We start from the raw sequence: 13,643 nt of genomic DNA, 5'->3' as shown, positions 1-13,643 counted from the left end.
TCATGAAGGCATTGGCTGCCGCTGTCTTTCTTGTTCTGGTTTCACCGGCCGCCGCGGTTCCCCCCGCGGTCCCGTTCGCCCCGCTGCAGGAGGCGGATCCCTTCGAGGGAGCGTGGAGCCCGGAAGCTCTCGAACAGGCGGCCGAGCCGATCATCGAGGCTTGGCGAAAGGGTGGCCCGCAGGCCGGCGACGCCGCACTTGAGGTCGCCCTGGCGCGGGCGGACGGCGCCCCCGAGCGCGCGCGCATCCTGACGGCCTACGGCGTCTATCTGATGGTCGAAAACACGAGCGAAGACCTGACCATCGGGTCCACGCTCGCCCTGCCCTACATGCAACGAGCCCTGGATGAAGGGCGAAGCGGGTTTCCTGCGGACAGCCGGATGCTCGCGGTCCTGCTGCACGATGCGGCGACGACGGAGTTCATGGCCCGGGGCCCGGACACGTCGGCGACGGCCGAGGCATGGCTCGAAGAGGCCCACGGCATCCGCCGGGACCGGCTCGGCGCGAGCCACCCGGAAACGCTTTCGTCACTGGTCAAGCTGGCGGAAATCCGCGGGCAGCCGCAGCGCCTGGAGAACGATCCCGCCCGCATCGACGCCGTTTCCCGCCTGTACGAGCGCTTACTGACCGCCGAGCCCGGCGAGGAAGGCGACCTGGACTACGCCTTCGCCGGCTGGATGGGCTTTCTGGTCGACGCGCGGCGGCCGGACGAGGCCTGCGCGGTCCTGCAGAAGGTCAATCAGCAGGCGGAGCGTCTCCGCCTCAACATGGACTACATCGGCTTCGGCCTGGGCGAAAAGTTGATGGAAGCCGGCTACGAGGACCGGGGAAAGCCGCTCGTCATGGAATTGGATGTCCTGTCGTTTCTCACGGGCGGCGATCGTTCCGGAAACCCTCCCCGGTGCGGACCCTGACCCGCCGCGCTTGAAATCGCCGGCGTCCCGCGCCAAGCCGTCCCGATGACCGATGCCGCCTCATCCCCGACCCTGCTGACCGCCTGGAAGGCCGCCACCGCGCGGCTCAAGGCCGGGCGCATCGACAGCCCCTCGATTGACGCCCGCCTGCTGCTCGAGGTCGCCGCCGGTTGCTCGCGCACCGACATCCTCACCGACCCCTACCGCGCCGTGACCGCCGACCAGCAGGGCGTGCTGGACGGCTACGTCGAACGCCGGCTGCGCCGCGAGCCGGTGTCGCGCATCCTCGGCCGAAAGGGGTTCTGGAAGATCATGCTGAATGTCACCCCCGACGTGCTCAGCCCCCGCCCGGACACCGAGGCCATCCTCGACGTGGTGCTGCTGGCGTATCCGCCCGACAGGACCTTCGAGATGATCGATCTCGGCACCGGCTCCGGCGCCATCCTGCTGGCGACCCTGGCCGAGCGGTTCGGCGCGCGGGGCGTCGGCACCGACATCTCCTTCGAGGCCTTGGCCGTGGCGAAGGAAAACGCGACCAACCTCGAGCTCGACAATCGCGCGACCTTCCTGCGCACGGAATGGGCCGCCGGTTTCGCCGACCGCAGCTTCGACGTCGTCGTTTCCAATCCGCCCTACATCCCGTCGGGCGACATTCCCGGCCTCGACCCCGAGGTCCGCGACCACGATCCGCACCTCGCTCTCGACGGCGGCCCCGACGGTCTGCAGGCCTATCGCGAACTGGCCCCCGAGATCATGCGCATCCTCAAGCCCGGCGGCCTGTTCGCGGTCGAGATCGGCTGGGACCAGGGCCCGCAGGTCAGGACATTGTTCGAGGCGGCGGGCTTCGCGAACGTCATCGTGGTCAAGGATCTGTCGGACCGCGACCGCGTCGTCACCAACGGTCCCGACCCGCGCACCAATCCCGTGCCGAAGATGTGACGCGGTCCGCAAGGCGCACGAACAAACCCCTTGGAAACAGCGGCCGCTCGCGCTAGGTATCTTCTGTCTCCCACCCAAAAACGCACGACTTTGGACCGTTTCAGGCCCATTCACGCGCGCTCAGGGCATCTGACGGTCGGGCCTGTCGCCCGGCGGACCAGGGGGCGGCGACGGATTTCCGATCACATCGTCAGCGGGGATTGGCCTCGCGCGAAAGCGGAACGACGAAACGGACGGCGACAGGCTGCATCTCGCAGGCCCGCCCGTCCCCTCACAAAGCACGGTAGCGTCCGATGAGAGATTTCAAGGGCATGAAGCGTCAGCGCGGACGCAACAGGAAGCCCGGCGGCGGCGGCGGCGGCAACGCCAACGCCACCAACCCGAACCGGTCCTGGGACTCCCAGGGCCCGGAGAACATCAAGGTCCGCGGCAACGCCCAGACCGTCTACGAACGCTACATGCAGCTGGCGCGCGACGCCTCGGCCGCCGGCGACCGCGTCCTGGCCGAGAACTACACCCAGCACGCCGAACATTATTTCCGCGTCCTGCGCGCCCTGCAGCCCTCGCGTCCGGTTTCCGAGATCGCCCAGCGCGAACTGGCCGGCCAGGGCTTCGACATCGATTTCGAGGACGAGACCGGGGCCCAGGCCGCCGCCATCATGGCCGCCGAGAAGGCCGAGGCCGACCGCCTCGCCGCCGCCGAGGCCCGCCAGCGCGAAAACGAAGAGCGCCAGAACGACCGCTCCTATGACCGGCAGGGCGACCAGCCGCGCCGCGAATGGCGCGACCGCGACGACCAGCCGCGCGAACCGCGCGAGCCCCGTGCCGAGAGCGAAGGCGCCGCCGGCGAGGGCGGCCGCCGCGAGACCCGCCGCGAGCGCTGGGAACGCCGTCAGCAGGAGCGCAACCAGCGCTTCCAGAACGAACGCGCCGAGGGCGAGCGCGGCGAAGGCGCCGCCTCTTCCGACGAGGCTGACCGCCCGGCCGCCGCCGGGCGCGACGCCGAGCCGGCTCCGGAACGCGCCGAACGCCCCCGCCGCGAGCGTCGCCCGCGCTCGGAGGCCGTCTCCGGAAACGATGAGGCCCCGACCGCCCTGCCCGGCTTCCTGACCCGCTCGTCCGCGCCCGCCGCCGACGCTGCCGCCGGGGACGGCGAGGCCGGGGCCCCCGCGCCCAAGCGCCGCGCCCCGCGCCGCAAGGCCGGGGTACCGGCCGACGAGGGCTGACCGCCTTTCCACGGCCCGTTGCGCGAGGGCGCTTGACGCCCCGCGTCCCGACCGTTCAAGGGGAGCCCCTGTACGTTCTCGGACTCACGCCCGCCTCCGGGCCGGGCGGCGGGTCCGCGACCCACGGGAGCGCCGCATGCCTCGTTCGTCCCGGCCGCTGGCCCTGATCGCCCTGGCCGCCCTTTCCGTCTCCGCCTGCGCCACAACGCCGTCGCCGCCGCCGCCTCCGGGCGAGCCGGGCGCCGGGCCCGTGCTGCGCGACTGGCGCGGCATCGTCACCGCCTCCGACCGCGACCGTTACGAGCGCCTCGACGCCGCCTGGAGCCTCGCCCTGCAGCAGGCCCGCCGTCAGCGCGGCTCCGGCGATCTCGCCTCCACCGGCGACCTGATCGACCCCGACGCCGCCCGCCCCTCGGCCGAACCGCCTGCCGGCGACTACCGCTGCCGCACCGTCAAGCTGGGATCCCAGGGCGGCGAGGACGGCCTCGGCTACGTCGTCTACGACTGGTTCGCCTGCCGCATCGAGCGGACCGCCAACGGGCTGAAATTCATCAAGCTGACCGGCAGTCAGCGCCCCGCCGGCCTGTTGTTCCCGGAGAGCGACCGCCGGATGGTCCTGCTCGGCTCCATGGCCCTCGCCTCCGAACCGCCGGCCAACTCCTACGGCCAGCGTCCCGACCGCGATCTGATCGCGGTGCTGGAGCGGATCGGCGAGCGCCGCTGGCGGCTGGTCGTCCCGTGGCCGCAGAACGAGTCCAATCTCGACCTGATCGAGCTGGTCCCGACCTGATCCTCGTCCGTATCTGAACCCTCGCGCGCCCCATCCGTTCGGACGGCTCAGCCGAATGGATGTCTCGCATGCGGACTCTCGTCGCCGTCGCCTCGCTCGCCGCCCTTCTCGCCGCCTGCGACCGGATCCCCGCCCCGCCCGTCGCCGATCCGGCGACTCCCCCGCCGGCTCCGGCCCCGCCCGAAGCCCAGGCGCCGGTTCCGTCCGCCGCCGGCGAACAGGGCGGGACCGCGGACTGGCGAGAAATCGCCTCGGCCGCCGACGCCTCCGCGCTCGGACGGCTCGACGAGGCCTGGCGGCTGGCCCGCGCCGAGGCGGAGGAGGCCGGGTTCGCCGAACAGGTCGAGGCGCTCGGTCCGCTGGTCGACCCCAACGCCGGTCTGACAGGCCGCCTCCAGCCTCCGCCCGGCGCCTACCGCTGCCGCACCGTCAAGCTGGGCTCCCACTCGCCGGGCGGGCTCGGTTACGTCGAATATCCGTTCTTCCGCTGCACCATCGAGCTGACGCCCGGCGGCGACCTGATCCTGACCAAGACCTCCGGTTCGCAGCGCACCCGCGGCCTGCTCTATCCCGACACCGACCGCCGCCTCGTCTTCATCGGGGCCCAGGCCTGGGGCGCGGATGAAACGGGCTTCCCCCGCTACGGCGAGCAGCGCATCCGTGACCAGATCGGGGTCTTCGAGCGCATCGGTTCCGACCGCTGGCGCCTCGTCCTCCCGTGGCCGAAGGTCGAGTCCAAGCTGGAGATCCTCGAACTGGTCCGCTGACCGGCCTTGACCCCTGCGCCGCCCTCGAGAGGCTGGCGGCCGCGGGACCGATCCCCGGGCCGAACCTGTCCGCGCCCGCGGCGCCGACCGGACCAACCGGATCATGTCCGAAAGCCTCGGCGGCCCCGAAAACACCCGCGCTGGTCTTGCATCCACATGCTGGAAGGGACCGCCGGCGAACAGGAGCCCCCGAGGCGGGCAGGCCCATCCTCGATGGCCAGCGCCGACCCGCGCAGTAGCCGCCGCGCAATTGAAAAGGGCTCCGGCGCGGACGCCGGAGCCCTCGTTCAACCTGCGGGTCTCGCCCTAGAACGTGACGCGCGCGCCCACCGAGAAGATGTGGGCCGAAGCGTCGGCGTCGACCGAGTCGGCGCCCTCGCGGATGTCGAAGCTGGGGAACGAGACGAAGCGGTAGCCCACGTCCCAGCTCAGGGTCTCCGACGACGGGATGACGACGCCGGCCTTGACCTGCCAGGCCACGCCCATGTCGTCTTCCGACGCGCCGGCGAAGCGGTATTTCGAGCTGCCGACGCCGACGCCGGCTCCGACGTAGGGGCGGAAGCCAACGGCCGAGAAATTGTAGACGCCATTGACCATCGCGGCGTACGACTCGACGTGGGCGTCGAGCGGCGCGCCCAGGGCGGCGTCGGCGGCGTCCGTATCGATGTCGCTGGTCAGCAGCAGCAGTTCGCCCTCGAGGGCCCAGCCGCCTTCCATGCCGAGGCCGCCGGTGATGCTGCCGAAGGTCCCGGTTTCCAGATCGGCTTCACCCGAGAAGGTGTCCGGGCCGACGGTGACGTCGAGGTCGACCTCGCCGGCGACGTTCGCGCCGAGATTAAACTGGAGGTAGTTGGACGAGGCGTCCTGGGCCAAGGCCGGCGTCGCCAGGGCGCTGACGGCGACAGCGGCCAGCAGAAGCGTGGTCTTCATGGAGAGAATTCTTTCAAAAAGTCCGCCCCCCGTTTGAGGCGTGGCACGGAAGATGGTCAGATCAAGCCGCGAGTCGAGAGGGTCACCCAAGCTTTTCGTCGAGCTGTCGCGCACCCGCCACAGTCAAGCCTGGCTTTCCGCCCGCGCTCCGGCAGGCCGCAATTTGGGCCCAATTGGACGACTGCTGATATCGGAAACACGGCGAGGGGCTTCTACCCAGCCGTGCAAGCGATGGCTTGCTGGTACAGCACCGTCGCCGGGTCCAGCCGGCGGGCCTCGGCCAGCGCCGTCTCCGCCTCGGCGCAGCGCCCCGCGCCTGCGAGGGCGGCGGCGAGGCTGTGCCGGACCGCCGCCACGTCCGGCGCCCCCTGCACCGCCTTTTCGCAGAACGGCAGCCCCTCGGCCGCCCGCCCGGCGCGCACCAGGATGTAGCAGTGGTTGTTCAGATAGCCGGGGTTGGCCGGCTCCGCCTTCACCGTCACCAGGCTCGCCTCCAGCGCCCCCTCGAAATCGCCCAGCTGCTCCAGCACCAGGGCCAGATCGCCATGGGCGGCGACGTCCTTCACCGGCAGCGCCCGGAAGGCCTCGAAGGCGGCCTCGAAGGCGGGGTCGCGGCCCTTCTTGAGGATCGGCAGCACCAGCGTCAGCACGAACCGCCGTCCATCCTCGTCAATCGGTCCGGACATCTCCCGCAGCGCCGCATAGGCCGGGTCGTCCGACAGGATCAGCCAGGCCACGCGGGCGTCGGCCGCCGCATCCTTATCGCGTCCGACCTGCTGGTAGGTGTCGCCCCGGAAGGCGTGCAGCCAGACATCCGACCAGACCTCTTCTTCCCCGGCCGCCGCGTCGTAGAGCCGCTCGGCCATGCCGTAGTCGCGGTTCAGCCAGGCCTCGGTGGCCTGGTTCAGCCGCGCCAGCCGCTGCTGCGGCGACCCTTCCGGCAGGGCCTCGGCGCAGGCCGCCCAGTCCGCCGCCACGCCGGGCGCCGGCTCGCAGACGGCGGGGATTTCCTGGGGCGCGGCCGTCAGGGCGAGAGCGAGGGCGACTGCGATCATCGGTCAGACCCTGGTCAGCCGCAGGTCATGGAAGTCGTAGCTGAAATCGGCGTCCGGCGAGACCGCCTTCATCGTCGCCGAAGCGGGCCGGCCATTCTCGATCGTGAAGGTGACGAACGCATCCTCCTCCCGCTTGTCGGGGAAGCGCGTCCGCATCGTCTCGCCGTCGTACGGTTCCAGCGGCCCCTTCAGCGCAGGCGTACGGCTGAACGACAGCCACAGACCGTTCCCGCGCCGCTCGATGACGATATCCCCGTACCACGGGTCCCGCCACGTTCCGGCGTAGGCCGCCAGCGGCAGCGACGGCGCCGCCCCCGCCGCCTGTTTGGCGTCGATCTCGGCGGCGGCGGCGATCGATTTCGCGTCGTTCTCCCGTTGCAGGCGCAGGCTGTCTGCGATCCAGTCGAAGCCGGTCTTGCCCATGACGATGTCGGCGATGCCGTTGCGTAGCACCCGCGTCAGCATCCCCTCCTCGGCGTTGGTGAAATAGCTGAAACCGGCGCTCCGGCCCGGGATCAGCACCGTGCCCGAGATGAAGCCGGGGGCTCCGCCGCCGTGGGTGATGAAGCGCTCGCCCCGATAGTCCATCACCTGCCAGCCCATGGCGTAGCTGGCCGCGATGGCCCGCCCGGGCAGGTCCGGCGTCGGTCCGGCCGAGTTCGAGATGATGATGTTGGGCTTCCACATCTCATTGCCGCGCGCTTCGGAATACAGCCGCGTGCCGTCGGGCAGCTCGCCGCGCTTCAGCTGCACCGCGATCCATTTGGCCCAGTCGACCGGATTGGTGACGAAGCCGCCCGCGGCCCCCGCCGAGCTCCAGTTCCAGACTTCCTGGATCGACTGGCCGATGGTCCGCATCGGGCCCTGATAGCGCAGCGGCGGTCCCAGCCGGCCGTGCGGAAGCGCCGACTTCGCGGGATCGGCGGCGGTCATCAGCGGCAGGGTTTCGCTCATGCCCAGCTTGTCGAGAATGCGCGTCTGCACGAACTGCTCCCACGGCATCCCGGACGCCGCCGCCACCACCTCGCCGGCGACCACGAACATCAGATTGCAGTAGTGGTAGGTGGAGCGGAACTGGTCCTCGATCGGCACGTGCGGCACGGCCGCCATGATCTCCGCCCGCGTCCGGTCGCTGTTCGGCCAGAACAGCAGGTCGCCGGCGCCGAGGCCGAAACCGATCCGGTGGCTGATCAGGTCGCGCACTGTCACCATGCCGTTCAGCTCGGGCTTCGACAGGGAGAAGTCGGGCAGATACGTCCGCACCGGCTCGTCCCACTCGACCTTGCCTTCGTCGACGAGGATGGCCAGCGCCGCCGCCGTCACCGCCTTGGTGTTCGAGGCGATGGCGAAATGGGTGTGCTCATCCATGGGCGCACCGCCGATCGCCCGCACGCCGTAGCCCCGGGTCAGCACCGGGGCCCCGTCCTTGACCACCGCCACCGACACCGCCGGCTGGTCCGGGAAAGCCGCCATGGCTTTCTTCACGAAGGCGTCCACCGCCTCGGCCAGCGCCTCGCCCGAGGGCGCGGGCCCGGTCTGGGCGTGCGACAGCGAGGGCAGGGCGACGCCGGCGACGCCCGCCGCGACAGACGAAACCAGCGCCGCGCGGCGCGTGAGGCGGATGGACATGGCAACGCTCCCGACTGACTTGCGGCGAAACGCTAGCCCGTCGCCCGCCCGCCGTCATCCCCGGGAGCCGCCGGGCGGCGCCCGCCCCACGGAGCGATGTTTCAGCGGTGCGGCGGAAAGGTGTCCGGTTCTGAAAAAACCTTAATGAAATGAATGTAACTCGGTGGTCTCTCGGGCCGATGCTATGGAAAGGAAACTTGACGGGCGATGGTGCCCGACCGTGCGCAGGGGGCGCGCCCTTCATGACTTCCATCCGCTTCCTGCTGCTGGTCGGCACGGCGCTCGGCGCCTCGTCCGGCGCCGCCCTGGCCCAGTCGACGACTCCCCCGCCGGCGCAACAAACCCCTCCGCCGGCGCAGCAGCCCGCGCCCGAAGAGGAGACCGAGGAAGAGGCCCGGGTCGAGGACGTCGTCGTCCAGAGCCGGACCACCGACGTGCGCACCTCGATCGACTCGGTCAGCTACAGCCTCGCCGACGACCTGCAGGCCCAGACCGGGACCCTGGCCGAGGCCCTGCGCAACATCCCTTCGGTGGAGGTGGACCCCGACGGCAACGTCAGCCTGCGCGGCGACGCCAACGTCACCATCCTGGTGGACGGCCGGCCCTCGACCCAGTTCAACGGCCCCAGTCGCGGCCCCATGGTGCTGCAGATTCCGGCCGCCCAGTACGCCCGCATCGAGGTGATGACCAATCCGTCGGCCGCCTACAGCCCTGAAGGCGGCGGCGGGGTCATCAACCTGATTTCCAAGCCCAACGCTGTCCGCCCCGGCGCGACAACCACCGGCTCAGTGCGGGCCAACATCGGCGACAACGGCCGCTACAATTTCGGCGGCAACATCGCCCATGTGGTCGGCAAGACGACCCTGACCGCCGACCTCGGCATGCGTCACGACGGCTTCATGCAGGAGATCGAGCGTCGGCGGTCCCTCTTCGACCCCGGCTCGGGCCAGTTCCTCGACTCGGTCCAGTCCCAGATGATCGACGGCGAGTCCGACGCGCTCTTCCTGCGCTTCGGAGCCGAGCACAATCTGGACGACGCGACCCAGCTGGTCGCGGAAGTGCGCCACAGCGAGGTCGACAATATCGCCGATGGCGTCGACCTGTTCGAGGCAGAGAACGCCGCGGGCGGGATCGGTGCGGCCTACCAGCGGAACTCGAGCGGCGGCTTCTCGGGCAAATTCTCCGGCGCCACCGCCCGGGTGCTGCGCCGCTTCGGCGACCAGGGCCACGAATGGTCCAACGAGATCCGGGTCGACCGCAATCGTTTCACCTTCGGCTTCGACACCGTCGTCGACCAGCAGATTCCTCCGGTCCCGATCTTCTACGAGGACCTCGAGAACCAGAACCGCCAGAACCAGCTGGGGATCACCAGCGCCTATGTCCGTCCCCTGGCGGACGGCGGCCGGCTACGCCTCGGCTACGAGCTTCAGGCCTTTGCGCTGGAGCTCGACAACTCTTTCGCCCGCGGCCCGACGCCCGACAATCTGACGCCGGACCCGATCGTCTCCAACGAGTTCCACGTCGACCAGGCGGTGCACGCCCTCTACGCCACCTGGGAGAAGCCGTTCAGCGAAACCCTGTCGGCCCAGTTCGGCCTGCGTCTGGAACAGGCGAACATCGACATGGATCAGGTGACGACCAACATCCAGTCGTCCAACGACTATTTCCGCGTCTATCCGACGATGCACCTGCAGTACACGATCGGAGAGGGCGAAACCCTGCGCGGCAGCTACAGCCGGCGCATCCAGCGCCCGCCGCCCCAGCTGCTGAACCCCTTCCTGACCTATCAGGACACTTTCAACTACCAGTCGGGCAACCCGGACCTGCTGCCGCACGAGACCGACTCCTTCGAGGTCATGTGGCAGAAGCGGGTCCAGCAGACCTTCTACCAGGCCACCCTCTACTATCGCGACACCACCGACGCCTTCACCCCGGTGACCACTCCGATCGGCGGCGGCGTCTTCGTGACCCGGCCCGAGAACATCGGCTCCAGCACCTTCACGGGCCTCGAACTGGTCGCCAACGGCGCGCTGCACCCCACCCTGCGCTACAACGCCAGCGTCAACGCCTACCGCCAGGAGATCGACGCCGGCGGCGTTCCCGGCGCGACCGACAGCGAGGGCGAGGGTCTCGGCGGCCGCCTGACCCTCAACTGGACCCCCACCCAGGAAGATTTCCTGCAGGTCACCGGCATCTGGACCGGCGACCAGGTCCTGGCCCAGGGCAGCCGCGAGACGGCCACCCTGGTCAATCTCGGCTACCGGCGGAAACTCAGCAAGGACTGGTCCTTCCAGGCCACGGTCCGCGACCTGTTCGACGAGTTCGGGGCCGTCACCGAGATCGAGGCGGCGACCTTCACCGACCGCACCAGCGTCACCTTCGGCGGCCGGGCGGCCTATGTCGGCCTGACCTGGACGTTCGGCGGCGGCCAGCGGCCGCCCGAGCAGTTCGACTTCTCGGCTCCGACCACGGGCAACTGAATCCGGGCGGGGCCCGACGCCGTTCGGCGCGGGCCCCTTTCCGCGTCAGCGGGTGCAGCGGGCGGTGGTCCCCACGCGCGGCACATACATGTCCGTCGCCGGATTGTAGGTCTTGTAGCGCATCTGGCAGGCCCGGACGTGGCGATGCCAGTCCGACGGATTGGCGTAGCCGGCCGGCGGCGCGGGCGGACGCGGGCCCCAGCTGCTTTCCCACATGCCGTAGTCCACGGCCCGGGGCGCCATTGCGGCCGAGCCGCCGGAGCCGCCGCCCGCTTGCGCGGCGGCCGGCGCGCCGCCCGAGGGATTATCCGGCCCGCCGGACGCCGGCATGGCGTAGGGCGTGCCTTCCGAGCGGGGGCTGGCCGGCCCCGGCGAGGTCGCCCCTCTTTCAGTGTCGGCAGGCGGCGTGCGGTCGGTGCCCTGCGGCGCCACAGCCGGCGCCTGCCGCGGCTGGCCGCTTGCGACCTGGGCGGCGGCGGGAATGGCGACGGCGGCGAGGACCGCCGCTGTCGTGACAAGGATCGGTCTTTGCATCGTTTTCTTCCCAACAGTTGCAACCCCGACGGCTCCCAACCGGGTCGCTTGCGGCCGGTTCCAGCGTGGCCGCACGCCGTTCGTCCAGTCGCGATTTTCTCTGGCCGCGGGGACTTGTGTGGCCATCCCGCCACACCCACCTGATCCGCAACCGGACGGCGCGTTGCTTGCTTCATGAGGGCGTGCGGCCCGGATTCCGCCTCACGAGGGGACTCTATGAATCTCGACCTCTACTCCGACCGCGCCAAACAGGCCGTCCAGTCGGCCCAGTCGCTGGCCCTCGCCCGCCGGCACCAGCAGTTCGCGCCCGAACACCTGCTCAAGGTGCTGCTCGAGGAACGCGACGGCCTCGCCCGCAATCTGATCAGCGCCGCCGGCGGCGATCCGACCAAGGCCGAAACCGCCACGGAAACCGCCCTGTCGAAGCGCGCCCAGGTCTCCGGCGGTTCGGGCCAGCTCTATCTCGACGGCGACACCGCACGGGTCTTCGCCGCCGCCGAACAGGCCTCGAAGAAGGCCGGCGACGCCTTCGTCACCACCGAACGCCTGCTCGGCGCCATCGCCCGCGAGGGCGGCGTCGCCGCCACCGTGCTCGCCTCCGTCGGGGTCACCCCCGACACCCTCGACGCCGCCATCAACGAGATCCGCAAGGGCAAGACCGCCGACTCCGCCGCCGCCGAGGACGCCTACGACGCCCTCAAGCGCTACGCCCGCGACCTGACCCTCGCCGCCCGCGACGGCAAGATCGACCCGGTCATCGGCCGCGACGAGGAGATCCGCCGCACCATCCAGGTCCTCGCCCGCCGCACCAAGAACAACCCCGTCCTGATCGGCGAGCCCGGCGTCGGCAAGACCGCCATCGTCGAGGGCCTCGCCCTGCGCATCGTCAACGGCGACGTGCCGGAGTCCCTGCGCGAGAAGAAGGTCATGGCCCTCGACATGGGCGCCCTGATCGCCGGCGCCAAATACCGCGGCGAGTTCGAGGAACGGCTCAAGGCCGTGCTCAACGAGGTCGCCGCCGCCGAGGGCGGCATCGTCCTGTTCATCGACGAAATGCACACCCTCGTCGGGGCCGGCAAGGGCGACGGCGCCATGGACGCCTCCAACCTGCTCAAGCCCGCCCTCGCCCGCGGCGAACTGCACTGCGTCGGCGCCACCACGCTGGACGAGTACCGCAAGCACGTCGAGAAGGACGCCGCCCTTGCCCGCCGCTTCCAGCCCGTGTTCGTCGAGGAGCCCTCCGTCGAGGACACCGTCTCGATTCTCCGGGGACTGAAGGAGAAGTACGAGGTCCACCACGGCGTGCGTATCGCCGACGGGGCCATCGTCGCCGCCGCCACGCTGAGCAACCGCTACATCACCGACCGCTTCCTGCCCGACAAGGCCATCGACCTGATCGACGAGGCCGCCAGCCGCGTGCGCATGGCCGTCGACTCCAAGCCCGAGGCGCTCGACGAGATCGACCGCCGCCTCGTCCAGCTGAAGATCGAGCGCGAGGCCCTGAAGAAGGAGACCGACACGGCCTCCCAGGCCCGCCTCGAAAAGCTCGAGGACGAACTCGCCGAGCTCGAGGCCGAGAGCGAGGACCTCACTACCCGCTGGAAGGCCGAGAAGGAGAAGGTCGGCCAAGGCGCCCAGCTGCGCGAAACCCTCGACCGCCTGCGCGCCGAACTGGCCGCCGCCCAGCGCGCCGGCGACCTCGGCCGCGCCTCCGAGATCGCCTACGGCCAGATCCCGCAGATCGAGAAATCCCTCGCCGAGGCCGAGAAGAACGAGGCCGACAGGTCCGGCCCCCTGACCCCCGAGGTCGTCGACGCCGAACAGATCGCCCAGGTCGTCTCCCGCTGGACCGGCGTCCCGGTCGACAAGATGCTGGAGGGCGAGCGCGACAAGCTGCTCAAGATGGAGGACGCCCTGGCCCGCCGCGTGGTCGGCCAGGACGAGGCCCTGACCGCCGTCGCCGACGCCGTGCGCCGTGCCCGCGCCGGCCTCAACGACCCCAACCGCCCGCTCGGCTCCTTCCTCTTCCTCGGCCCCACCGGCGTCGGCAAGACCGAGCTGACCAAGGCGCTGGCCGAATATCTGTTCGACGACCCACACGCGATGGTGCGGATCGACATGAGCGAGTTCATGGAAAAGCACGCCGTGGCGCGACTCATCGGCGCGCCGCCAGGCTATGTCGGCTATGAGGAGGGCGGCGTGCTGACCGAAGCGGTCCGCCGGCGGCCCTACCAGGTGGTGCTGTTCGACGAGGTCGAGAAAGCGCACAACGACGTCTTCAACATCCTCCTCCAGGTGCTCGACGACGGACGGCTGACCGACGGCCAGGGCCATGTCGTCGACTTCACCAACACCATCATCGTGCTGACCTCCAACCTC

Annotated in this window: 11 protein-coding genes; 7 read left to right on the top strand and 4 right to left on the bottom strand. The window is 70.2% G+C overall.

What is annotated here, in order from left to right:
* Window positions 1–2 precede the first annotated feature (2 nt).
* The 5 genes from VEC04_RS04860 (at window position 3) to VEC04_RS04840 (ending at window position 4,636) form a co-directional block, all read left to right on the top strand.
* Window positions 3–914, top strand: a complete 912-nt coding sequence (locus VEC04_RS04860) for a hypothetical protein (protein ID WP_324774405.1) — start codon at window positions 3–5, stop codon at window positions 912–914.
* A 45-nt stretch (window positions 915–959) separates the two neighbouring features.
* Window positions 960–1,853, top strand: coding sequence for a peptide chain release factor N(5)-glutamine methyltransferase (prmC, locus tag VEC04_RS04855; RefSeq protein WP_324774403.1), 894 nt, complete (start codon window positions 960–962; stop codon window positions 1,851–1,853).
* Window positions 1,854–2,146: 293 nt separating this feature from the next.
* Window positions 2,147–3,079, top strand: coding sequence for a DUF4167 domain-containing protein (locus VEC04_RS04850; protein WP_324774401.1), 933 nt, complete (start codon window positions 2,147–2,149; stop codon window positions 3,077–3,079).
* Window positions 3,080–3,215: 136 nt separating this feature from the next.
* The gene (locus tag VEC04_RS04845) at window positions 3,216–3,869 is read left to right on the top strand and encodes a DUF4893 domain-containing protein (protein WP_324774400.1); all 654 of its coding nucleotides are present in this window, start codon (window positions 3,216–3,218) and stop codon (window positions 3,867–3,869) included.
* A 68-nt stretch (window positions 3,870–3,937) separates the two neighbouring features.
* On the top strand, window positions 3,938–4,636 hold the full coding sequence (locus tag VEC04_RS04840; RefSeq protein WP_324774399.1) for a DUF4893 domain-containing protein: 699 nt from the start codon (window positions 3,938–3,940) through the stop codon (window positions 4,634–4,636).
* A gap of 306 nt (window positions 4,637–4,942) precedes the next feature.
* Here the strand turns inward: VEC04_RS04840 and VEC04_RS04835 are convergent, their stop codons facing one another.
* From VEC04_RS04835 to VEC04_RS04825, 3 genes are all read right to left on the bottom strand, one after another.
* Window positions 4,943–5,566, bottom strand: a complete 624-nt coding sequence (locus tag VEC04_RS04835; protein WP_324774397.1) for an outer membrane protein — start codon at window positions 5,564–5,566, stop codon at window positions 4,943–4,945.
* A 212-nt stretch (window positions 5,567–5,778) separates the two neighbouring features.
* Window positions 5,779–6,621, bottom strand: coding sequence for a tetratricopeptide repeat protein (locus tag VEC04_RS04830; RefSeq protein ID WP_324774395.1), 843 nt, complete (start codon window positions 6,619–6,621; stop codon window positions 5,779–5,781).
* Between the two features lie 3 nt (window positions 6,622–6,624).
* Window positions 6,625–8,250: a serine hydrolase gene (locus VEC04_RS04825; RefSeq protein ID WP_324774393.1), complete on the bottom strand. Its 1,626-nt coding sequence runs from the start codon at window positions 8,248–8,250 to the stop codon at window positions 6,625–6,627.
* Window positions 8,251–8,492: 242 nt separating this feature from the next.
* On the opposite strand from VEC04_RS04825, the gene VEC04_RS04820 reads away from it, so the two are divergent.
* Window positions 8,493–10,730, top strand: a complete 2,238-nt coding sequence (locus VEC04_RS04820) for an outer membrane beta-barrel family protein (RefSeq protein WP_324774391.1) — start codon at window positions 8,493–8,495, stop codon at window positions 10,728–10,730.
* A gap of 45 nt (window positions 10,731–10,775) precedes the next feature.
* On the opposite strand, the gene VEC04_RS04815 is transcribed toward VEC04_RS04820, so the two are convergent.
* Window positions 10,776–11,264, bottom strand: a complete 489-nt coding sequence (locus VEC04_RS04815) for a BA14K family protein (RefSeq protein ID WP_324774389.1) — start codon at window positions 11,262–11,264, stop codon at window positions 10,776–10,778.
* Window positions 11,265–11,480: 216 nt separating this feature from the next.
* On the opposite strand from VEC04_RS04815, the gene VEC04_RS04810 reads away from it, so the two are divergent.
* Window positions 11,481–13,643: AAA family ATPase (locus VEC04_RS04810; RefSeq protein ID WP_324774387.1), on the top strand; the 2,163-nt coding region annotated here is incomplete at its 3' end.

Source organism: Brevundimonas sp. (genome assembly GCF_035626535.1).
Classification (GTDB): domain Bacteria; phylum Pseudomonadota; class Alphaproteobacteria; order Caulobacterales; family Caulobacteraceae; genus Brevundimonas.
Note: the sequence above shows the minus strand (reverse complement) of the source record. Positions and strands in the feature narration are given on the sequence as shown.